Here is a 21,072-nt window from a genome sequence, read left to right as displayed (position 1 = left end):
CTCGCAGTCGCCGGCGGGCGCCCCACGGGGTGCCCGCCGACGGAGACCCCAGCACAGCAGAGGACCAAACTGCACGAAGGGGAAGCCATGACAGCGACGACCGACGGAAGCACCGGGGCCGCGAACCTCCGCGCAGCCTCGGCCAGCGATCCGACCGAATCAACCATCGCCGCGGACGACATCCTCGCCGTCGCGCGGCGGGCCGCGGAACGCTCGGTGGAGCACCTCCTCGGCAGGCAGGACGAACAGGGCTGGTGGAAGGGCGACCTCGCCACCAACGTCACCATGGACGCCGAGGACCTGCTGCTCCGTCAGTTCCTCGGAATCCAGGACCCGGACACCGTCAAGGCGGCGGCCCGTTTCATCCGGGGCGAGCAGCTCGGCGACGGCACCTGGAACACCTTCTACGAGGGACCGTCCGACCTCTCCGCCACCATCGAGGCGTATGTCGCGCTACGGCTGGCCGGAGACCGGCCGGACGACCCCCACATGATCCGGGCGGCAGGCTGGGTCAGGGAGCAGGGGGGCATCGCGGAGTCCCGGGTCTTCACCCGGATCTGGCTGGCGCTCTTCGGCTGGTGGAAGTGGGACGACCTGCCGGAGCTCCCGCCCGAGCTGATGTTCTTCCCGAAGTGGGTCCCGCTCAACATCTACGACTTCGGCTGCTGGGCCCGCCAGACCATCGTACCGCTCACCATCGTGTCCGCGAAGCGGCCCGTACGGCCCGCCCCGTTCACCCTGGACGAGCTGCACACCGACCCGGCGTGCCCCAATCCGCCCAAGCCCACCGCCCCGGCGGCGAGTTGGGACGGCATCTTCCAGCGGCTCGACAAGGCGCTGCACGTCTACCACAAGGTGGCGCCGCGCAGGCTGCGGCGCAGCGCCATGAACGCCGCCGCCCGCTGGATCATCGAACGCCAGGAGAACGACGGCTGCTGGGGCGGCATCCAGCCCCCCGCCGTGTACTCCGTCATCGCCCTGCATCTGCTCGGCTACGACCTCGACCACCCGGTCATGCGGGCGGGACTCGCCTCGCTCGACCGGTTCACCGTGTGGCGTGAGGACGGCGCCCGCATGATCGAGGCCTGCCAGTCCCCGGTCTGGGACACCTGCCTCGCCACCATCGCCCTCGCCGACGCGGGGGTGAGTCCCGACCACCCGGCGCTCGTGAGAGCGGCCGACTGGATGCTCGGTGAGGAGATCGTGCGGCCCGGCGACTGGTCCGTACGCAAGCCCGAACTGGCCCCGGGCGGCTGGGCGTTCGAATTCCACAACGACAACTACCCGGACATCGACGACACCGCCGAAGTGGTCCTGGCGCTGCGCCGCGTCCGCCACCCCGACCCCGCCAGGATCGAGGCGGCCATCGAGCGCGGAGTGCGCTGGAACCTCGGCATGCAGTCACGCAACGGCGCCTGGGGAGCCTTCGACGCGGACAACACGAGTCCGTTCCCCAACCGGCTGCCGTTCTGCGACTTCGGCGAGGTCATCGACCCGCCGTCGGCCGATGTCACCGGACATGTGGTGGAGATGCTCGCCATCGAGGGGCAGGCCCACCACCCCGGTACCCGTCGGGGCATCGAGTGGCTGCTCGCCGAACAGGAGGCGACCGGCGCGTGGTTCGGCCGCTGGGGCGTCAACTACATCTACGGCACAGGCTCCGTGGTGCCCGCCCTGATCGCGGCCGGCCTGCCGGCGGCGCATCCCTCGGTGCGGCGGGCCGTCGACTGGCTGAAGTCCGTCCAGAACGACGACGGAGGCTGGGGCGAGGACCTGCGGTCCTACCGTGAGGAGAAGTGGATCGGCCACGGGAGTTCGACCGCCTCCCAGACCGCGTGGGCGCTTCTCGCCCTCCTGGCCGCGGGGGAGCGGGAGGGCAGGTCCGTGGAGCGGGGGGTCGCCTGGCTGGCGGAAACCCAGCAGGCGGACGGTTCCTGGGACGAACCGCACTTCACCGGGACCGGATTCCCGTGGGACTTCTCCATCAACTACCACCTGTACCGGCAGGTCTTCCCCCTCACGGCGCTCGGCCGGTACGTGTACGGCGACCCCTTCACCACCGTCCCCGGCAAGGGGGCCTGAGCCGATGGGGGGTTCACAGGAGCCACCCGGCCCCACCACACCCCTGCTGATCGCCTGCGCGCTCGGCATCGAGCGTCTCGCCCTGCGCACCGGCAGGAGGGGCGGCGGCGTCCCGGCCCCCGGCCCTGTGAGCATCATCAGGTCCGGGATGGGGCCCCGGGCCGCGGAGAGCGCCGTCCGGCTCGCCCTGGGGAAGGACGGCGCCGGAGGCACCGCGGTCATCGCCTCCGGCTTCTGCGCCGGGCTGGAACCCGGCATGCACCCGGGGGACCTCGTGGTGGCCGAGGAGACCCGGGACACCAGTGGGACCACGGCCTGCACGGGTACCGGCCTGCTGGTCGACGCACTGGTCAGGGCGGTGCCCGGACGCACGGTCCACACCGGCCCGCTGAACGGCTCCGGACATGTCGTCCGGGGCCCGGAGCGGGCGGCCCTCCGGGCCACAGGCGCCATCGCGGTGGACATGGAGTCCGCCGCCACCCTCCGCACCGCCGTACGGACGGGCGTACGCCCGGTTGCCGCCGTACGGGTGGTCGTGGACGCTCCAGAGCATGAGCTCGTCCGTATCGGCACGGTCCGCGGTGGAATATCGGCATTCCGCGTTCTTCGTGCTGTCCTTCCGGCTTTCCATGAATGGCACCGATCTTTGCTGCTCCCCAGGAGGTGAGCCCAGATGGCCATGCCGCTCCGTCAGTCCATCAAGGTTGCGACGTATCTCATCGAACAGAAGCTCCGGAAGCGGGAGAAGTTCCCGCTGATCGTTGAATTGGAGCCCTTGTTCGCCTGCAATCTGGCGTGCGAGGGCTGTGGGAAGATCCAGCACCCGGCCGGAGTGCTCAAGCAGCGCATGCCGGTCGCCCAGGCGGTCGGGGCGGTGCTGGAGTCAGGAGCCCCGATGGTCTCCATCGCCGGTGGCGAGCCGCTGATGCACCCGCAGATCGATGAGATCGTGCGCCAGTTGGTGGCGAAGAAGAAGTACGTCTTCCTCTGCACCAATGCCATGCTGATGCGTAAGAAGCTCGACAAATTCACCCCGTCGCCCTACTTCGCCTTTGCCGTGCACATCGACGGTCTGCGCGAACGGCACGACGAGTCGGTCGCCAAGGAAGGCGTCTTCGACGAAGCGGTCGAGGCGATGAAGGAGGCCAAGCGGCGCGGCTTCCGGGTCACGACCAACTCCACCTTCTTCAACACCGACACCCCGCAGACCGTCATCGAGGTGCTGAACTTCCTCAATGACGAGATGAAGGTCGACGAGATGATGATCTCGCCCGCCTACGCCTACGAGAAGGCTCCCGACCAGGAGCACTTCCTGGGTGTCGAGCAGACCCGGGAGCTCTTCAAGAAGGCCTTCGCGGGCGGCAACAGGAGCCGCTGGAGGCTCAACCACTCCCCGCTCTTCCTGGACTTCCTGGAGGGCAAGGCCGACTTCGCCTGCACGGCCTGGGCGATCCCCAACTACTCGCTCTTCGGCTGGCAGCGGCCCTGCTATCTGATGAGCGACGGGTACGTCCCCACCTACCGGGAGCTCATCGAGGACACAGACTGGGACAAGTACGGCCGGGGCAAGGACCCACGCTGCGCCAACTGCATGGCGCACTGCGGCTACGAGCCCACCGCCGTGCTCGCCACCATGGGATCGCTCAAGGAATCCCTGCGAGCCGCACGGGAGACGATCGGCGGGAACCGGTGACGTCATGACAGAAGGAGAGCCGGTCGTACCGGGTCTCCCCGGCCGCCGGCCCGGCCTCTCGCGGTGCGCCGCCCCTCGCGGCGCACCCAGGCCGGGCCGGCGGCGTGAGCCGACAGCAGGAGCAGAGAGAGGGGCCCGGGCGTGACGATGCTGGAATCCATCAAGGGGCCGCAGGATCTCAAGGCACTGAGCCGACCGGAACTCGGTGAACTCGCCGGGGAGATCAGAGAGTTCCTCATCCGGGCAGTGGCGAGGACGGGTGGTCATCTCGGCCCCAACCTCGGCGTGGTCGAACTCACCATCGCCCTGCACCGGGTCTTCGACTCACCCGTGGACCGGATCCTGTGGGACACCGGGCACCAGAGTTACGTGCACAAACTGCTGACCGGTCGGCAGGACTTCTCCAAGCTGCGCAGCAAGGGCGGCCTCTCCGGCTACCCCTCCCGCGAGGAGTCCGAGCACGACGTCATCGAGAACTCCCACGCCTCCACCGTGCTCGGCTGGGCCGACGGCCTGGTCAAGGCCGACGAGGTCCTGGAGCGCAGGCGTCATGTCGTCGCCGTCATCGGCGACGGGGCTCTCACCGGCGGTATGGCCTGGGAGGCACTCAACAACATCGCCGCGGCAGAGGACCGCCCGCTGATCATCGTGGTGAACGACAACGAGCGCTCGTACGCTCCCACCATCGGCGGGCTCGCCAACCACCTCGCCACCCTCCGCACCACTGACGGCTACGAGCGCTTCCTGTCCTGGGGCAAGGGGGTGCTCCAGCAGACGCCGGTCATCGGACCGCCGCTGTACGGGTCGCTGCACGGTGCGAAGAAGGGATTCAAGGACACCTTCGCCCCGCAGGGCATGTTCGAGGACCTGGGCCTCAAGTACGTCGGTCCGGTCGACGGGCACGACACGGCGGCGGTCGAATCCGCACTGAACCGGGCCAAGCGCTTCCACGGCCCGGTTCTGGTGCACTGCATCACCGAGAAGGGCCGTGGCTTTCCGCCCGCGCTGGCCGACGACGCCGACCGCTTCCACACCGTCGGCAGGATGGACCCGCTGACCTGCGAACCGCTCGTCGTACCCGCCGCGCCGTCCTGGACCTCGGTCTTCGGCGACGAGATCGCGGAGATCGGCGCCGAGCGCCCCGATGTCGTCGCGATCACCGCGGCGATGCTGCACCCGGTCGGGCTGACCCGGTTCGCGGCGGAGTTCCCCGACCGGATCTGGGACGTCGGGATCGCCGAGCAGCATGCGACCGTGTCCGCCGCGGGGCTGGCCACCGGAGGCCTGCACCCGGTCGTCGCCGTCTACGCGACCTTTCTCAACCGGGCGTTCGACCAGCTGCTGATGGACGTCGCCCTGCACCGGTGCGGAGTGACCTTCGTCCTGGACCGGGCCGGTGTCACCGGGGCCGACGGCCCCTCGCACAACGGGATGTGGGACATGTCCGTGCTCCAGGTCGTCCCGGGCCTTCGGATCGCGGCCCCGCGCGACGCCGACCGGCTGCGGGAGGAGCTGCGGGAGGCCGTCTGCGTGGACGACGCGCCGACGGTGGTCCGGTTCCCCAAGGAGTCGGTGGGGGAACCGGTCGTGGCCGTCGGGAGGATCGGCGGGATGGACGTCCTGCACCGGGCCCCGGACCCCGACGTCCTGCTGGTGGCCGTCGGGGTGCTCGCCCCGGTCTGTCTGCAGGCCGCCGACCTGCTCGCCGGATCCGGGATCCGCTGTACGGTCGTCGACCCGCGCTGGGTCAAACCGGTCGACGAGCAGCTGCCCGCGCTCGCCGCGCAGCACGAGCTGGTAGCGGTCGTCGAGGACAACAGCAGGTCGGGCGGGGTCGGCTGGGCCGTCGGGCAGGCGCTGCGGGACGCCGGTGTCGACGTACCGCTGCGGACGTTCGGCATCCCCGAACAGTTTCTCGCGCACGCGGGGCGCGGTGAGGTGCTCGCCGAGATCGGGCTCACACCGGTGGAGATCGCCGGAAGCATCAGCGCGGCGCTCGATCGCCGCGCGGCAGCGGGAGAGCGGAACATGCCGAAGGAGAACGGGGCATGAAGGACGAACAGCCGGGCTTCGATCTGACGCGGCTCCTCGCGGAACGAGGCGCCGAACGCTACGAGCTGCACACCCGGCACCTCAACCACCAGCTGCCACGGATGCTCCACACCCTCGGTTTCGACAAGGTCTACGAACGGGCCGAGGGCGCGCACTTCTGGGACGAGGACGGCAACGACTACCTCGACATGCTCGCCGGCTTCGGCGTGATGGGTCTTGGCCGGCACCACCCCGTCGTACGCAAGGCGCTCCACGACGTCCTGGACGCCTCGCTCGCCGACCTCACACGCTTCGACTGCCAGCCGCTGCCCGGGCTGCTGGCCGAGAAGCTGCTGGCGCACAGCCCGCACCTCGACCGGGTGTTCTTCGGCAACAGCGGCACGGAGGCGGTCGAGACCGCGCTGAAGTTCGCCCGCTACGCCACCGGCAAGCCGCGGATCCTCTACTGCGACCACGCGTTCCACGGACTGACGACCGGCTCGCTCTCCGTCAACGGTGAGAAGGGCTTCCGCGACGGGTTCGCGCCCCTGCTGCCCGACACGGCCATCGCGCTCGGCGACCTCGACGCGCTGCGGCGCGAGCTGAAGCGCGGTGATGTGGCCGGGCTGGTCGTGGAGCCGATCCAGGGCAAGGGCGTCCACGCCCCACCGCCCGGCTTCCTGCGGGAGGCACAGGATCTGCTCCACCGGCACAAGGCCGTGCTCATCGCCGACGAGGTGCAGACCGGTCTCGGCAGGACCGGGGACTTCTACGCGTACCAGCACGAGGAGGGTGTCGAACCCGATCTGCTCTGCGTCGCCAAGGCACTCTCCGGCGGGTACGTGCCGGTCGGGGCGACGCTCGGCAAGGACTGGATCTTCAAGCGCGTCTACTCGTCGATGGACCGGGTCCTCGTCCACTCCGCGAGCTTCGGCTCCAACGCCCAGGCCATGGCGGCCGGGCTCGCCGTCCTCGCGGTGATGGAGCAGGAGGAGACCGTCGCGAACGCGCGTCGCACCGGTGATCTGCTGCGCGAGCGGCTCGCCGCGCTCGTCGGCCGCTACGAGCTGCTGCACGAGGTGCGCGGCCGGGGCCTGATGATCGGGATCGAGTTCGGCCGGCCGTCCTCCCTCAAGCTCCGCAGCCGCTGGACGATGCTGCAGGCCGCCCGCAAGGGGCTCTTCGCGCAGATGGTGGTCGTTCCGCTGCTGCAGAAGCACCGCATCCTCACCCAGGTCTCCGGCGATCACCTGGAGGTGATCAAGCTGATTCCGCCGCTGGTCATCGGGGAGCCCGAGGTCGACCGCTTCGTCACCGCCTTCACCGCCGTCATGGACGACGCGCACAGCGGGGGCGGGCTGATGTGGGACTTCGGCAGGACGCTGGTGAAGCAGGCCGTCGCCAACCGCTGAAAAGGTTTTTGCCTCTGAGGCAAATTATTTGCCTCAGAGGAAAGGCCCTGGCCCAATGGGGGTATGAATCCTCCTGACGGAGGGGTGGCCGAGGAGCTCCCGGGGATCGCGCCACGCCTGCGTGACCTTCGGCGTAACCGCGGCCTCACCCTCGAGAGCGCGGCCGGCCGGGCGGGGCTCTCGCCGGCCCACCTCTCCCGGCTCGAAACGGGCCGCAGGCAGCCCTCGCTGCCGATGCTGCTCGGCCTCGCCCGTGTCTACGGTACGACCGTCTCCGAGCTCCTGGGCGAGCTGCCGCCCGAACGTGACGCGATCGTCCGCGGCGGCCCGATCGAGGGCACACCGGGCGGCAGCGGAGGGGGCGGCTGGCTCTACCGGCAGGCGGGCGGAGCGGGCCGCGCCATGCAGGCGCTGCACGTCCGCGTCCCGTACGGCACCGAGGGCGACCTCGTGCGTGTCCACCCCGGAGAGGAGTGGCTGTACGTCCTCGACGGCCGGCTGCGGGTCGTGCTCGGTGAGACCGTGCACGACCTGGACCCGGGTGACAGTGCGCACTTCGACTCGCTCACCCCGCACCGCATCGCGGCGCTCGACACCGGTGGAGCGCGCCTGCTCTTCGTCCACACCCTGCTGCAGAGCCCGGCCGCCGAGCTGTGTCCGGGCAGCGGGATCCACAGGCTCTGATCACGCACACCCCACCGCGCGCACCCTTGCCACCCCGGCCCGAGCGGCCGGAAGAGAGGACTGGCATGTCCGATTCGGAGTACTACGATCCGCTCACCCCGCGCAGGCCGAAGAGCAAGGACACGCAGGAGCGGCGGATGCCCCGTGGCGTCGTGATCCGGCTCTTCGCCTATCTGGTGGCCGGACACGTCGTCGCGGGGTTCCTCTTCCTGCTCTTCACCGTGGCGGGCAAGGGCTGATCCCCGGCGTCACGCGTCCTCGACGAGGCGCTCGCGCAGCCTCGCGCGGGTCTCGTCGCTGATCTTCAGCCCTTCGAGGAGATAGCGGTCCGTGCCGCCCCAGACCTCGTCGATGGTGTCGAAGGCCGCAGCCAGGTACTCGGCTCGGGCGCCGAAGAGCGGATTGAGCAGCCCCATCACCTCGTCGGACATCCCGACCGGCGAGGAGTCGCTGCGTCGCACCTTGTAGCGGCGGTGCGCGTCGTTCGACTTGAGGTAGTCGGCCTCGATCGCCTCCTTCTCGACGCCGACCGCGAGCAGTGAGACCGCGACCGAGAGGCCGGCCCGGTCCTTGCCCGCCGCGCAGTGCATCAACGCCGGCACGCTGTCCTCGGCCAGCGCGTGGAGCACACGGCTGTGTTCGGCGGTGCGGTCCTTGATGATCGAGCGGTACGAGGCGACCATCCTCGCCGTGCCCTTGCCGTCTGCCAGGATCGAGCGCAGCTGCTGGATGTTCCCGTCGCGCACCAGCCGCCAGAACTCCGCGCCGTCCGCCGGGTCGGAGAGAGGAATGCTGACATTCCGGACGCCGGGCAGCTCCACGTCGAGACCGTCGAGCTTGTGGTCGGCCGCGTTACGGAAGTCGAAGACCGTGTGCAGGCCGAGCCCGGAGAGGAAGGCGGCGTCGGCCTCGGTGGCGTGGGCGAGGTGGCCGCTGCGGTAGAGGCGCCCGTACCGCACGGCGCGTCCGTCGATGGTCGGAAGCCCGCCGACGTCGCGGAAGTTGCGGACACCGGTCAGTTCGACGTCCGTCGGCTCAGGGCCGACCGGCGGGACCTCTGGCAGCTGCGTCACAAGGGCTCCTGGAGTGTCGGGCGTCGGCGCCGCTCGCCGACGGGGGCACGCCCGCGACGATACGACATGGCTGCATCGGCCAACCGTCTCGGTCGTCGTGGTCCCGATTTCTTGGATGGAGCGACGGTTCCGCGATGTCCGTATTGGTGTATTTGATGAAACATGCCCTGCTTGTACGGGAGATGGGGGCAGGTGAGTGAGCGGGATCATATCCGTGACGGTGCGTGGTGAAGATGCCAAGGGGTATTCCGGACGCCGTGCGGAAAGCCAAGATCCGTAATCCACGGAGTGTGACGGGAATTCCGCGCGTAAATGAAGCGCTGATTCCGCTTCGGAATCAGCCGCTTGTTCGCGGCATCCCGGCTCGCTTACGGTCACGGTCAATCCGGACGGAACGCCTAATCCTGCCGCTGCCCGGAATCCGCACCGACTCACGTGTGGCAGGAGCGGGGGAACCAGGTAGGCCGCCGGCCGGAGGGATCCGGTACGGCTCGGGGTTAAGTCGCGCACCACGCGGCCGGGCATCTCCAGCCCGAACCCGACAGCTCACCTCGCAGGCGCCGGAGAGGAAATCCTCATGCCCACAAAAGGCAAGCACCGTCGTACGAAGACCGGCCCGATCTCCCGAGGCGTCCTTGCCGCAGGGACCGGTGGCGCCGTTCTCGCCCTCCCGCTGATCGGCGCCACCGGCGCCCACGCGGCAGAGCAGGCCGCGCCCGCAGCCGAGTCCGCCGCCCCGCACAGCGCCCCCGCCTCGGCGGCGAAGAGCGCCCCGAAGACCTACTCGGTGGTCTCCGGCGACTACCTGGCGAAGATCGCGGCGGACAAGAAGGTCAAGGGCGGCTGGCAGAAGCTGTACCAGGACAACCGTGACGTCGTCGGCGAGAACCCGAGCCTGATCGTCCCGGGCATGAAGCTGACCCTCGGCGCCAAGGCGTCCGGCTCCGCCGAGTCCGCCCCCTCCAAGTCCGCCCCGTCGGCGGCGAAGAAGGCCGCCCCGGCCGAGAAGACGGCTGCTCCGGCCGAGGAGACCGCCGCGAAGACCGCCGACTCCGGTGCGTCGGAGAGCGACAGCTCGGGCTGGGCCACCCCGGTCGAGAGCCCCGACGTCACCACGCAGTACCGCGCCTCGGGCGCCAGCTGGTCCAGCGGCTATCACACCGGCTCCGACTTCCAGGCGGCCTCCGGCACCAGCGTCCGGTCCATCGGCCCGGGCACCGTGGTCTCCGCCGGCTGGAGCGGCTCGTACGGCAACGAGGTCGTCATCCAGCACAGCGACGGCATGTACTCCCAGTACGCGCACCTGTCCTCGCTCGAGGTCTCGGCCGGCCAGACCGTCACCGGCGGCCAGCAGATCGGCCTCTCCGGCACCACCGGCAACTCCACCGGCCCGCACCTCCACTTCGAGGTCCGGACCGGCCCGAGCTACGGCTCGGACGTCGACCCGATCGCCTACCTGCGGTCGCACGGCGTCTCCATCTGAGACAACCCCGCCTGAGGGCGGGGGAGAGGGGCGGTGCGCGACTGTGCACCGCCCCTCTCCTTATTCCGGCTTTACCAAAAACTGACCGGGTGGTCTTTCTCACCACCCGTCAACCCCTTATTACGGTCGCGTAGGTCACAATCGAAGGTGCAAGATAAACCCTTGTGGCAGACGATTCGAGAAACAAACAACGAGGCATCATCGGGTCGTACGCAGCGATTGGCGACAGCTTCACCGAGGGCGTCGGCGACCCCGGCCCCGGCGGGACGCTCGTCGGCTGGGCGGACCGGTTCGCCGTCCTCCTCGCGGACCAGCTCCCGGTCCCCGATGCGGTGGTCGGCCCCGCGGACGACCCGCACGGGAATTTCCGTTACGCCAATCTCGCCGTACGCGGACGCCTCCTCGACCAGATAGTCGAGGAACAGGTCCCCCGCGCCAAGCAGCTGGCACCTGATCTGGTGAGCTTCTGCGCCGGCGGCAACGACATACTCCGTCCCGGTTCCGACCCGGACGACGTGGCAGAACGCTTCGAGCGTGCGGTCGCCGAGCTGGCACAGTCGGTCGGCACCGTCATGGTCACCACCGGCTTCGACACCCGTGGCATCCCCGTGCTCAAGCACCTGCGGGGCAAGATCGCCATGTTCACCGCACACGTCCGGTCCATCGCCGACCGCTACGACTGCCCGGTGCTGGACCTGTGGTCCCTGCGGTCCGTGCAGGACAGGCGGGCCTGGGACAACGACCGGCTGCACCTCTCGGCGGAAGGCCACACCCGGGTCGCGCTGCGCGCCGCCCAGGTCCTGGGCCTCGATGTGCCGACCGACCCCGACCAGGTGTGGCCCCCGCAGGCACAGCGCGGGACGCTCGAGGTACGGCGCGACGACATCCAGTGGGCGCGTGAGTATCTCGTCCCGTGGATCGGCCGCCGGCTGCGCGGGGAGTCCTCCGGGGACCACGTCGAGGCCAAGCGCCCCGATCTGCTGCCGCTCTGACCCCGCCGGCCTTTCGTCAGCGGCTGACCTCTCGTCAGCGGCTGACGAAGGGAAGCGGACGCCGGGCCGGACCCGGGGACACGACCCCGTCCGATACGGGCACCCGCATCGGACGGGCGGGTATCCGCTCCAGCACGCCACCCGCGAAGACGTCGTACAACGGCAGTGACTCCAGGTGCACATAGCCGATGTGGCAGTCGCACACATCGAGCGGACAGCCGCGTGGGCCGAGCGAGTCGCGATAGCTGCCGTCGTAGAGATTGCCCAGCTCGGCGCGGACGAAGTGACAGCGGCGCACCGTCCCGTCACCGTCCACCGAGATGACCGACTCGCCCGTCCGGCAGGGCAGTCCGGCCGAACGGTGCGGGTTCCTGCTGTAAGGGAACAGCGGGTCCAGAGCCGTCCAGCGGTCCGCCTGCTCGTCCGTGTAGGTGTGCCCCTCAGCCGCGTTGACCCAGAGATACACCTCGGGCGGCAGCGCGGACCGCAGCCGGCGGGCCTCCTCCAGATGCTCGTCGAGACCGACCACCCCGACGCTGTACCGCACCCCCAGGGCGGTCAGCTCACGGCACCGGCCGAGGAACCGCTCGTACGGTGTCTGGCCCGGGTGGTACGTGCACCACAGGGCGACCTTGTCGCGATCCGCCCCGGCCAGCCAGCCGGTACGGCCGCTGAGGTTGGTCTGGATGGCGACCCGGCCGACGTGTTCCAGCCGCGACAGCTCGACGATCGCCTTCCGGTACCAGGACCGCACCAGGCCCTCGCCCCACGGGGTGAACAGCACCGACAACCGGTCACCGGTCTGCGCGGCGGCCCACGCGGTGAACCGCTCCAGGGCCGCGCGGTCGGTCCGGAGCTGCTCCCCGCTGTCCCGTCGCTTGGCGAACGGGCAGTAGGGGCAGTCGTAGTCGCACGAGGCCAGTGGGCCCCGGTAGAGGACCGTCAGGTCCATGCTCGCCGGCCCGTTCACTTCGCCTCGTACGCGGCCATCGCCGCCCGCACCGCGGGGGAGAACAGCTCCGGGCCCAGAGCGTCGGAATGGGCCAGGCCCTCGGGGGAGAGACGCAGCAGTGCGGGCCCGGCCGACGCGTCCAGCCAGCCGCGCGCGGAGAAGAGCTCCAGCTCAGCTCGGAAGTCCTCGAACGGATCGGTGCCGAAGCGCTCGCGGTACCCGGCGGACCGCATTCCCTCGGCCTGGAGGAGCGACTGGAGGAGGTGGCGCCGGCGCGCCTCGCCGTCGTCGACGTACCGGCCGACCTCCGCCCGGGAGAAGTCCCGGGTGGTGGTGAATCCGTCGATGATTCCCCGGATCTCCCGCATCTCCACCGCGTAGTCGAAGGAGTAGTGCAGGGAGGAGGTGTACGAGCGGGCCCCGCAGCCGAGCCCGATCATGCCGTCGGTCTGGCAGGCGTAGTCGTCGGGGCCCGCGTGCGGCGCGTCCGTGCGACGGAACATCCGCATCGACACCTGCTCGTAGCCATGGGCCAGCAGATGGTCGCGGCCCGCGCGGTACAGCCGCAGCCGCTGTTCGTCCCATGCGGTGTCCGGCCCTTCCGGTACCTCCGCCCCGGCGCCCAGCCGCCCGAGACCGGTCAGCGGGCGCACATACAGCGGGTAGAGGTAGAGCTCCTCCGGGCGCCAGGCCAGGGCGGCGTCCAGCGAGGTGCGCCAGCTCGCCTCGGTCTGACCCTCGATGCCGTAGATCAGATCGATGTTGAGGACCGGGATGCGGGCGTCGCGGATCCTGCCGAGAGCCGTCTCCACCTCGCCGCGGTGCTGCGGGCGGACCGCGGCCCGTGCCTCGGCGTCCACGAAGCTCTGCACACCGATGCTGATCCGGGTGGTGCCCCGGTCGGCCAGGACACCCAGCCGGTCCGCAGTCGCCGTCGACGGCGAGGTCTCGACCGAGAGCGGCACCGCCCTCAGACCGGCGCCCATCCGCTTCTCCGCGATGTCGCAGAGGCGCTCCAGCTCACCGGCGGTGAGGAAGGTGGGGGTGCCGCCACCGAACGCGGCCGCGGCGAAGCGAACCGGCTCCTCGTCGCCCAGCGCGTCCCGGACGGTCGTGGCCTGCCGGTCGAGCGCGTCGAGATAGCGCGTCGTCAGCTCCTCGGGGGCGCCGATCCGGGTGAACAGATTGCAGAAGCCGCAGCGGATCTCACAGAAGGGTATGTGGACGTAGAGGGAGAGCGCGTCCTTGCGCTCCTCCGCCCAGAGCTCACTGAGCGGCGGACGTCCGGAGGGGTGGCCGTCGAGCGGGCGGTAGGCCGTCTTGTGCGGATAGGCGTAGACGTAGCTGCGGTACGGACTGGTGCTGTCAGTGGTGCCGGTCATCGGGTCGCCCCCGGTTCGAGGAAGAAGTGGGCATAGGGCACGGTCCATACGGCTTCGTGGCCGATCCGGTGGCCGGTGTAGCCGTCGTCGCCGTACGCCGTGCCGTGATCGGAGCAGACGATGGCGAAACACCTGCGGCGACTGCTCGCCGCCGCGAAGAGGCGCCCGATGTGCCGGTCGACGTACTCCAGGGCCGCGGCGTGGGTGGCCCTGGAGTCACCCGCTTCGGCGGTGGCCCCGGTCAGGTGGAACCAGTTGGGCTGGTGCAGCGCGGACACGTTGACGAAGAGGAACAGGCGCTGGCCCTCCGGGAGTTCCGCGACGACCTGCTCGGCGCGCGAGACCTGTGACTCGAAGGATGTCGGAGACGTGACACCGAACTCCGGCTCCCAGTGGCTCTCCTGGAACATGCCGGGCAGCACCGAGCCGAGCGGCGGGCGACGGTTGAAGAAGCCCACACCGCCGACGCACACCGTGCGATAGCCCACGGCGGCGAGGCCGGAGAGGATGTCGGGGGTCTCATGGACGAAGGTGCCGTCCGCGGTCGACTCGCTGCCCGCGAAGCGGGCTGCGAACAGCCTCGGGTGAGGGCCGGGTGTGGCGGGCGTCGGCAGGAAGCCGGCGAAGATCGCCTGGTGGGACGCGTAGGTGAAGCTGCCCGGCGCATGCCTCTTCTCCCAGGCGCCGCCGGGGAGATGCCGGACCAGATTCGGGATGCGTCCGGCGGCGGCCAGTTCCTCGGCCACGTCGAACCGGAGGGTGTCCAGGGTGACGAGCAGGAGATCGTGGCTGCCCACGACGGCGTTCATGTCCGGGGCCGGGGCCGGGGCCGGGGTACCGGATTCGCGGAACATCGGATCAGGGGGCTTCGGTGACACGGTCGTTCCTTGCTCGGTCGTTGCTCGCCGGACCGGACTCCCGGCGGTCGCCGCCCGGCCGGTCCTTGGGTGAAGAAGCCGCCAGCACGGCGGCGATCTGCGCGCCGTAGGTGTCCAGTCCCTCCGCGCCGCTGCCCGGCAGACCGGTGAGCCGCGGCAGGAGGTCCCCGAAGGCATTCACCTCGCCGACGGCGAAGCGCCGCCACCCGGCGGTGGGCAGCAGATCGACGCCTACGCACAGCGTGTCCGGGAAGCAGGCCGCGGCCCGCTCGCACACGGCCAGGGCGGCGCTCCAGCTACCGCCCGCCGTCTCGACCGCGGCACGCGCCTGGTCCAGATCGCCGCGCCTCCCGCCCAGATGCAGATTGGTCATCGGGGACCGGCTTGTCCGTACGACGGCATGGGTCGCCCGTCCCCCGACCACCACGACCCGGAGGTCGGCAGCCCGCCCCCGCTGGGAGGCCTTGGGCAGCCAGCGTTCGATGTGCAGCCCGTCAGGGGCCAGGGCGTCGACGAGGGCCGCCACCTCGCGCTCCGTCGTGCAGCGGCGCACCCGCAGGGAGTTGAACAGCCGGCCCTCCTCGTCCCGCTCCACGGAGGTGGCCGCCCGCACCCTGCCTGCCCCTGCCGTCTCCAGGGCCATCACCCCGGAGGCGGAGGAGCCGTGCGCCGGCTTCACGAACACCCGCGGCATGCGGTGGTCCGCCATCAGCCGGCGCACGTCCGCCCACCCCCGCACGGGGTGCGCACCGGGCCCCGAGGTCGGGGAGTCCGGCAACGGCACCCCCGCAGCGTCCAGCACGCCGTGACAGAGCCGCTTGTCGAACAGCACCGCGACGTCCGCGGGGCTGTCCAGCAGCACCGCACCCGCCGCCTCGGCCGCCCGCGCCACCTCCTGCACGGCCGAGGTGAAGCGCGCGTACCAGAGGGCCGAACCCTCGACCCTGGTCGGATCCTCGATCCCGCGCAGCAGCCGGTCCACCTCGGCGTCCTCGCCGGGGGAGTCGATGCGCACGGTCTCACCCGGAAGGAAGACCGCCTCTCCCCGCAGCACCCGCAGCCAGGACACCGTGCGAGCGGCGGGCAGCCCGGCGGCCCGCACGGCCTCCTGGAAGAGGCCGACCCTGCGGTTGGCGGGGATGCCGACGACAGCCAGGCGCGGGTGAGCGATGCCGGTCATGGTGTCCCTACTCCGCGACCGCGGTGTAGCGCCCCTCGGGGCCCTGGTCGTCCCACGGCTCGCAGCGGTCGGACAGATCGAGCGACACTCCGTGAGGCACCAGGGCATCCGCGAGGCGGCCCTCCATGGGCTCGGTCAGGAAGTGGTGGTGCAGATCGAGCGCGGTGAGGTGGGTGAGCGGCTGGCCCTCGAGCAGCGCCGCCGCGCCCTCGTCGCCCAGCGTGCCGTTGGACAGATCCAGCGAGCGGAGCTGCGCGACGACCGGCGCCGAGGCGAGCGCAGCAGCGATCTCGTTCTGCAACTCGCTGTTGCGCAGGCCCAGGTGATGCAGCCGGGGGAAACGGCTTCCGGTGAGCAGAGGGGCCAGATCAGGGACCACCGCATCGCCCCCGTACGCGGAGACGCCGAGCCAGAGGTCCAGACGCTCCAGGGCCGGCAGCTCGCTGTCCAGCACCCCGCGCAGCGCCTCCGCGGGAAGGCCGCCGCTCTCGATGGTCAGCTCACGCAGGTTCTCGTGCTTGACGGGCGGGAACACCAGGTCCGTCCCGCCGCGTACACCGAGGTGGGTGAGGGCAGGGAAGGCAGTGAGCAGCGCGGTGACGTCCGACTGCTCGATCCACGAGATCTCGGCCTCCTCCGCCACGAGATCCCCGACGAAGACGCCCCTGAGCGCGGTCAGCCGAGTGGCCGCGGCCACGACGAGCCCGATGGGATATGCGGAGTTCTCCTCGTACGACTCGCCCCACTGGCCGATGATCAGGGCCCCGACGCGTGACGGGTCGACAGCTTCGAGGAAGGCCTGGAACTCCTCCTCCCAGGTGCCGTCCTCCTCGTACGGCTCGACGCTGACGCGCCAGGCCACGGCATCGGCCGGGGGACGGGGCTCGCCCTCGGCCTCGCGTCGGAAATCGACGGCCTGAAGGCCGAGCAAGTCGTGCAGGCGGTCCGCGTCGGACATGGCACCGATCTCCTGATACTGGGGACGACTGATGTCCGCAAGGTCTATCAAGCGGCACTGACAACGGCGCGAGCGGCCCCGGGTCGGCCGGCCGGCCGGAGTTGGACACGGGCGGCCGTGCTCCGGCAGCCGTCGATGTCAGACCCCTCTCGTAGCGTTTTCCATGTGACCGGCACACCGGGTGCCGTGGCGAGGGGAGACGCCTGTGTATCGACAGGGCGACGTACTGATGGTGGCGCTGGAGGAGTCGGAGGTGCCCACGCACTTCCTGGACTCACCGGGCGAACGCCGCGACGGGCGGGGGAGGCTGGTCCTGGCGCTCGGTGAGGTCACCGGCCATGCGCACGCGGTGCAGGGACCGGGGCGGCTGATGCGGGAGGCCGGGCCGCTCGGCCCGATGCTGCTGCATCTCCCCGAGGGCGGACGCGTGGTCCACGAGGAGCACGCCGCGATAGCGCTGCCCAAGGGCTGGTTCCGCGTCGTGCGCCAGCGCGAGTACGCCCCGGGTGCGGTCCGGATCGTCGCGGACTGAGCCCTTCGCGGCGAGCGGTGGTCCGGTGATGTGCGGTCAGCAAACAGGAACAGGGGACGGGGAATACCGATGCAGTACGTGAACGCGTGGCGGGCCGTGGCGGCGGCGACAGACAGGGCCGACCGCGGCGCGGCCGAGGACGGAGTGAGGCTCGCCTACCGCGCAGCGGGGCTCGCGGAGCCGGACCGCATCGTCTGGGCGGACTCGCCCAGGGCGGCCGTCGAGGTGGTGGAGAAGCTGTCGGGCGCGGGACGCTCGGTGCGCGAAGAGGTCCGCACCCGGCCCTGGGCGGAGGAGCGGCGCCGGATGTACGACGAGCTGGGCCCGGCGGGCTGGTCCGCCCTGTGGTCCGCGACCGGGGCCCAGCTGTGGGAGACCACGGCCGCACTGGCCGAGCGGATACGCACGGGAGTCGTCGCGGAACTCACCACCAGACCCGAGGACGGGCCCGACATCCGCCTTGTGCTGCTCGACGCGGTCCTCGGCCAGCACGACGCGGCCTGGCTGGCGGCCTTCGACGGCCGCGGCGACCGCCTGACCGGTCTGGCGGAGGTCGCCAGGAACGCCGGCTGGTGGTGGCCCTACGAGCACGCCGTGGTGATCAGCGAGCGCCCAGAGGAGCTTCACCGCGACGAGGCAGGACGGCTCGACCGGGGCGACGGACCGGCCCTCGCCTACCCGGACGGTTTCGCCCTGTACGCCTGGCGCGGCATGCCCGTGCCGGTCGAATTCCTGGACGGCCTGGTGAGCCTGACTCCGGAGCGCATACGGGCCGAGGAGAACGCGGAACTGCGCCGTGTGATGCTCGAGTACTACGGCTACGACCGCTATCTCGCCGAGTCGGGGGCGGAGCCCGTGCACCGTGACGAGACCGGGATCCTCTGGCGCATCGCGATGGACGGTGACGAGGACGTCGTGATGGTCGAAGTCGTCAACTCCACTCCCGAGCCGGACGGAACGCACCGCGTCTACTGGCTTCGGGTCCCGCCCAGGACCCGGACCGCGAAGGAGGGCGTCGCCTGGACCTTCGGGCTGGACGGAGAGGTCTACGCGCCGGTGTGCCAGACCTGACCGGCAGCCGGCTGCCGGTCAGGACCTCACGCAGTCAGGACCTCACGCGGTCAGGACCTCACGCGGTCAGGACCTCACGCGGTCAAGGCCTCGTGGTCGATGCCGAGTTCGCGGGCGAGCGCCTCCTCGGTCCACTGCAGCATGGTGGCCCGGGAGAGCGGACCCGCGTACGACGTCATCTGTACGGCGAGCCCGTCCAGGAGCGCCGTCAGCCGCCAGGCCACGGACACCGGATCGTCGCAGTGGAACTCACCCGCCGCGGCACCCTCCTCGATCACCTCGGCCAGCTCGGCCTTCCACTGCTGGTCGAGATCTCCGGCCACGTCTCGCAGCACCGGATCACGGAGGGAGGACGCCCAGCCCTCGATCCACAGCCGCCACCCCTTCGCCTGTCCGGTCGGTGCGTACCAGCGCACGGCGGCCCGGAGCCGCCGGACCGCGCTGGTGCGCCGGGTCAGCAGCCCGCGGAGATGGGCGAGGTCGGCCTCCGCCGCGTAGGCGAACGCGGCGGACACCAGTTTCTCCTTGGACGAGAAGTGATAGAGCACCAGCGCGTTGCTCACCCCGAGAACGGCGGCCACATCGGCGATCCGGACCGCGGACACGCCCCGGACCTCGATCTGCTCGACGGCAGCGCGCAGGAGCTCCTGACGTCGCTCCGCCACACTCAGTCGTACTCTCGTCACGCAGTCACCCTAACCAACACCGGATGTGACATCGTCGTAGCCCGGATGCGGAATCCTGCGGAGAGTACGGACGTTGGAGTCGGCATGACGGATCCAGCGCGCGAGGCACTGCTACGGCTCATCGGGGAACACGACGGCGGGGTGCTGGTCACCCTCAAGCGTGACGGCAGGCCCCAGCTGTCCAATGTGAACCACGCCTATTACCCCGAAGAGGGGGTGATCCGCGTGTCCATCACGGAGGGCCGCGCGAAGACCCGCAACCTTCGCCGGGACCCGCGGGCGAGCTACCACGTGACCAGCGAGGACCGGTGGGCCTGGACCGTCGCCGATGTCACGGCCGAGCTGACCCCGCCGGCCGCCGACCCCCACGACGCGGTCGTGGAGCAGCTGGTCACCCTCTACCGGGACGTCCGGGGCGAGCACCCGGACTGGGACGACTACCGCCGGGTGATGGTCCAGGACCGCAGAGTCGTCCTGACTCTTCGGATCGGGCATGTGTACGGCCAGCCGCGTGCCTGAGTCGGCACCTCTCGCGGCACGGCTCCGGAGCACGCGCGACTGTGCTCCGTTCACCGCCGAACTCTCGCTCCGTCCTGTTCCAAGACCATAATGAGACGACACCGACTCCCTCAGGAGATGTTGTGACCGGCGCCTACAACCAGACTTCGTTCCGTACCGGACTCCGCTCGCTGCGCCCCGATGCCTTCGGGGCGGACCCGGCGGGGGCGCGGATGGAGCGGATCCGCCGCTCGCCCCATTTCGCCGACGGAGTGTTCCAGAACCCGGAGGGGGCACGGACCAGACCGTCCGGCTCCATGTTCGAATTCGCCAAGGTGTACTTCCACAAGGAGAAACGAGCCAGCAGATCGCCGCTCGGAACCGTGCCCGTCCACGCCACGACCCTGGCCGATCTGGCCGCACCGCCGGCGACGGGCCTGCGGGTGACCTGGCTGGGCCACTCCAGCGTGCTCACCGAGATCGATGGCCGACGGGTGCTGTTCGACCCCGTCTGGGGTGAGCGCTGCTCGCCGTTCGCCTTTGCCGGGCCCAAGAGGCTGCACCCCGTCCCGCTGCCCCTCGCCTCGCTCGGGCCCGTCGACGCCGTCGTGATCTCCCATGACCACTACGACCACCTCGACCTGCCCACGATCAAGGCCCTGGCAGGCACGGACACGGTCTTCGCGGTCCCGCTCGGTGTAGGCGCCCACCTGGAGCGGTGGGGCGTGCCTCTGGACCGTATCCGTGAGCTCGACTGGAACGAGACCACGCAGATCGCGGGCATCAGCCTGACCGCCACCCCTGCCCGGCATTTCTGCGGACGTGGGCTGCGCAATCAGCAGCACACGCTCTGGGCGTCGTGGGTCGTCGTGGGTCCGGAGCACCGCGTCTACCACAGCGGGGACACGGGCTACTTCTCCGGCTTCCAGGCCATCGGTGCCGAGCACGGCCCCTTCGACGTGACGATGATCCAGGTCGGTGCCTATTCGGAGTACTGGCCCGACATCCATATGACACCGGCCGAGGGCCTGCGTGCGCACCTGGACCTCCAGGGCGGACACCCGCACGGCGCGCTGCTGCCCATTCACTGGGGCACCTTCAATCTCGCCCCGCACCCGTGGTCGGAGCCCGGGGAGTGGATGAAGGACGTGGCCGAGGAGGCGGGCCAGGCGGTGGCCCTTCCCCGGGCGGGTGAGCCGTTCGAACCGGCAGGGGTGCTTCCCTCGGATGCCTGGTGGCGTGCGGTGTCGGCGCCGATCGCGCGCCCGTGGCGTCGTCCCGAGGTGACGGACCCGGCACCGGTGCACCGGGAAGAAGTCGACCTTGCGGGCGAGCGGTGACAGAGAGCAAGGGAGTCTCCACCGGCGAGCGACGCAGGCGGACTCCCTCAGAGGCGACGACGACCGACAGGGTGTCTCCGCCGGACGGGCCGGCGCCCGGCCGGCCGCCTTGCACGAGTAATGCCACTCCGCTCTGGGCGGCGTG

The 21,072-nt window shown here is 70.4% G+C and carries 20 protein-coding genes and 1 riboswitch; of the genes, 13 read left to right on the top strand and 7 right to left on the bottom strand.

All coding sequences use genetic code 11. The features are described 5' to 3' along the window. The first annotated feature begins 87 nt into the window (after positions 1 to 87). The 7 genes from shc (at position 88) to ACIREO_RS08350 (ending at position 8,141) form a co-directional block, all read left to right on the top strand. Positions 88 to 2,082 (top strand): squalene--hopene cyclase, encoded by a 1,995-nt coding sequence (gene shc / locus ACIREO_RS08380; RefSeq protein WP_404106602.1) that lies wholly within the window; start codon positions 88 to 90, stop codon positions 2,080 to 2,082. Positions 2,083 to 2,086: 4 nt separating this feature from the next. Further along, positions 2,087 to 2,749: a 1-hydroxy-2-methyl-2-butenyl 4-diphosphate reductase gene (locus ACIREO_RS08375; protein WP_404106600.1), complete on the top strand. Its 663-nt coding sequence runs from the start codon at positions 2,087 to 2,089 to the stop codon at positions 2,747 to 2,749. A 6-nt stretch (positions 2,750 to 2,755) separates the two neighbouring features. Continuing rightward, positions 2,756 to 3,775 (top strand): adenosyl-hopene transferase HpnH, encoded by a 1,020-nt coding sequence (gene hpnH / locus ACIREO_RS08370; RefSeq protein WP_404106598.1) that lies wholly within the window; start codon positions 2,756 to 2,758, stop codon positions 3,773 to 3,775. Positions 3,776 to 3,916: 141 nt separating this feature from the next. Further along, the gene (gene dxs / locus ACIREO_RS08365; RefSeq protein ID WP_404106597.1) at positions 3,917 to 5,827 is read left to right on the top strand and encodes a 1-deoxy-D-xylulose-5-phosphate synthase; all 1,911 of its coding nucleotides are present in this window, start codon (positions 3,917 to 3,919) and stop codon (positions 5,825 to 5,827) included. Then, entirely contained in the window at positions 5,824 to 7,218 is a 1,395-nt protein-coding gene (locus ACIREO_RS08360; RefSeq protein ID WP_404106595.1) for an aspartate aminotransferase family protein, read from the top strand. Before dxs ends, ACIREO_RS08360 begins: the two co-directional genes overlap by 4 nt. Positions 7,219 to 7,281: 63 nt before the next feature. After that, positions 7,282 to 7,902 (top strand): helix-turn-helix domain-containing protein, encoded by a 621-nt coding sequence (locus tag ACIREO_RS08355; protein ID WP_404106593.1) that lies wholly within the window; start codon positions 7,282 to 7,284, stop codon positions 7,900 to 7,902. A gap of 65 nt (positions 7,903 to 7,967) precedes the next feature. Beyond that, complete coding sequence (locus ACIREO_RS08350; RefSeq protein ID WP_187355684.1) at positions 7,968 to 8,141, top strand: DUF6126 family protein; 174 nt, start codon at positions 7,968 to 7,970, stop codon at positions 8,139 to 8,141. A 9-nt stretch (positions 8,142 to 8,150) separates the two neighbouring features. Here ACIREO_RS08350 and ACIREO_RS08345 read toward each other — a convergent pair whose 3' ends face one another. After that, positions 8,151 to 8,975 (bottom strand): tyrosine-protein phosphatase, encoded by an 825-nt coding sequence (locus tag ACIREO_RS08345; protein ID WP_404106591.1) that lies wholly within the window; start codon positions 8,973 to 8,975, stop codon positions 8,151 to 8,153. Between the two features lie 414 nt (positions 8,976 to 9,389). Further along, positions 9,390 to 9,548: riboswitch (cyclic di-AMP (ydaO/yuaA leader) on the top strand. Between the two features lie 4 nt (positions 9,549 to 9,552). On the opposite strand from ACIREO_RS08345, the gene ACIREO_RS08340 reads away from it, so the two are divergent. Next, positions 9,553 to 10,458, top strand: a complete 906-nt coding sequence (locus ACIREO_RS08340) for a peptidoglycan DD-metalloendopeptidase family protein (protein WP_404106589.1) — start codon at positions 9,553 to 9,555, stop codon at positions 10,456 to 10,458. A 164-nt stretch (positions 10,459 to 10,622) separates the two neighbouring features. Then, positions 10,623 to 11,450: an SGNH/GDSL hydrolase family protein gene (locus ACIREO_RS08335; RefSeq protein ID WP_404106587.1), complete on the top strand. Its 828-nt coding sequence runs from the start codon at positions 10,623 to 10,625 to the stop codon at positions 11,448 to 11,450. Between the two features lie 34 nt (positions 11,451 to 11,484). On the opposite strand, the gene ACIREO_RS08330 is transcribed toward ACIREO_RS08335, so the two are convergent. The 5 genes from ACIREO_RS08330 to ACIREO_RS08310 are packed head-to-tail and all read right to left on the bottom strand — an operon-like array spanning position 11,485 to position 16,800. Next, the gene (locus ACIREO_RS08330; protein ID WP_404106585.1) at positions 11,485 to 12,402 is read right to left on the bottom strand and encodes an STM4011 family radical SAM protein; all 918 of its coding nucleotides are present in this window, start codon (positions 12,400 to 12,402) and stop codon (positions 11,485 to 11,487) included. Positions 12,403 to 12,416: 14 nt separating this feature from the next. After that, positions 12,417 to 13,784, bottom strand: coding sequence for an STM4012 family radical SAM protein (locus tag ACIREO_RS08325; RefSeq protein WP_404106583.1), 1,368 nt, complete (start codon positions 13,782 to 13,784; stop codon positions 12,417 to 12,419). Beyond that, positions 13,781 to 14,593 (bottom strand): STM4013/SEN3800 family hydrolase, encoded by an 813-nt coding sequence (locus tag ACIREO_RS08320; RefSeq protein WP_404106774.1) that lies wholly within the window; start codon positions 14,591 to 14,593, stop codon positions 13,781 to 13,783. The genes ACIREO_RS08325 and ACIREO_RS08320 overlap by 4 nt, the downstream gene beginning before the upstream one ends. A gap of 49 nt (positions 14,594 to 14,642) precedes the next feature. Then, on the bottom strand, positions 14,643 to 15,842 hold the full coding sequence (locus ACIREO_RS08315) for an STM4014 family protein (RefSeq protein WP_404106582.1): 1,200 nt from the start codon (positions 15,840 to 15,842) through the stop codon (positions 14,643 to 14,645). 7 nt (positions 15,843 to 15,849) lie between these two features. Further along, positions 15,850 to 16,800 carry an STM4015 family protein gene (locus ACIREO_RS08310; protein ID WP_404106580.1) on the bottom strand — a complete coding sequence of 317 codons (951 nt, stop codon included), beginning with the start codon at positions 16,798 to 16,800 and terminating at the stop codon, positions 15,850 to 15,852. Positions 16,801 to 17,005: 205 nt separating this feature from the next. On the opposite strand from ACIREO_RS08310, the gene ACIREO_RS08305 reads away from it, so the two are divergent. Further along, complete coding sequence (locus tag ACIREO_RS08305; protein WP_404106579.1) at positions 17,006 to 17,332, top strand: hypothetical protein; 327 nt, start codon at positions 17,006 to 17,008, stop codon at positions 17,330 to 17,332. A 69-nt stretch (positions 17,333 to 17,401) separates the two neighbouring features. Beyond that, complete coding sequence (locus ACIREO_RS08300; protein WP_404106577.1) at positions 17,402 to 18,403, top strand: DUF6745 domain-containing protein; 1,002 nt, start codon at positions 17,402 to 17,404, stop codon at positions 18,401 to 18,403. A gap of 74 nt (positions 18,404 to 18,477) precedes the next feature. Here the strand turns inward: ACIREO_RS08300 and ACIREO_RS08295 are convergent, their stop codons facing one another. Beyond that, on the bottom strand, positions 18,478 to 19,089 hold the full coding sequence (locus ACIREO_RS08295; protein WP_404106576.1) for a TetR/AcrR family transcriptional regulator: 612 nt from the start codon (positions 19,087 to 19,089) through the stop codon (positions 18,478 to 18,480). 84 nt (positions 19,090 to 19,173) lie between these two features. Between ACIREO_RS08295 and ACIREO_RS08290 the strand changes: the two genes are divergently transcribed. Together ACIREO_RS08290 and ACIREO_RS08285 are read left to right on the top strand one after the other, a co-directional pair. Then, a complete protein-coding gene (locus ACIREO_RS08290; protein ID WP_404106574.1) occupies positions 19,174 to 19,608 on the top strand; it encodes a PPOX class F420-dependent oxidoreductase in 435 nt (144 codons plus the stop codon). 122 nt (positions 19,609 to 19,730) lie between these two features. Next, positions 19,731 to 20,927, top strand: coding sequence for an MBL fold metallo-hydrolase (locus tag ACIREO_RS08285; RefSeq protein WP_404106572.1), 1,197 nt, complete (start codon positions 19,731 to 19,733; stop codon positions 20,925 to 20,927). Positions 20,928 to 21,072: the final 145 nt, after the last annotated feature.

This window comes from Streptomyces sp. NPDC102441 (genome assembly GCF_044765585.1).
GTDB lineage: Bacteria > Actinomycetota > Actinomycetes > Streptomycetales > Streptomycetaceae > Streptomyces.
Note: the sequence above shows the minus strand (reverse complement) of the source record. Positions and strands in the feature narration are given on the sequence as shown.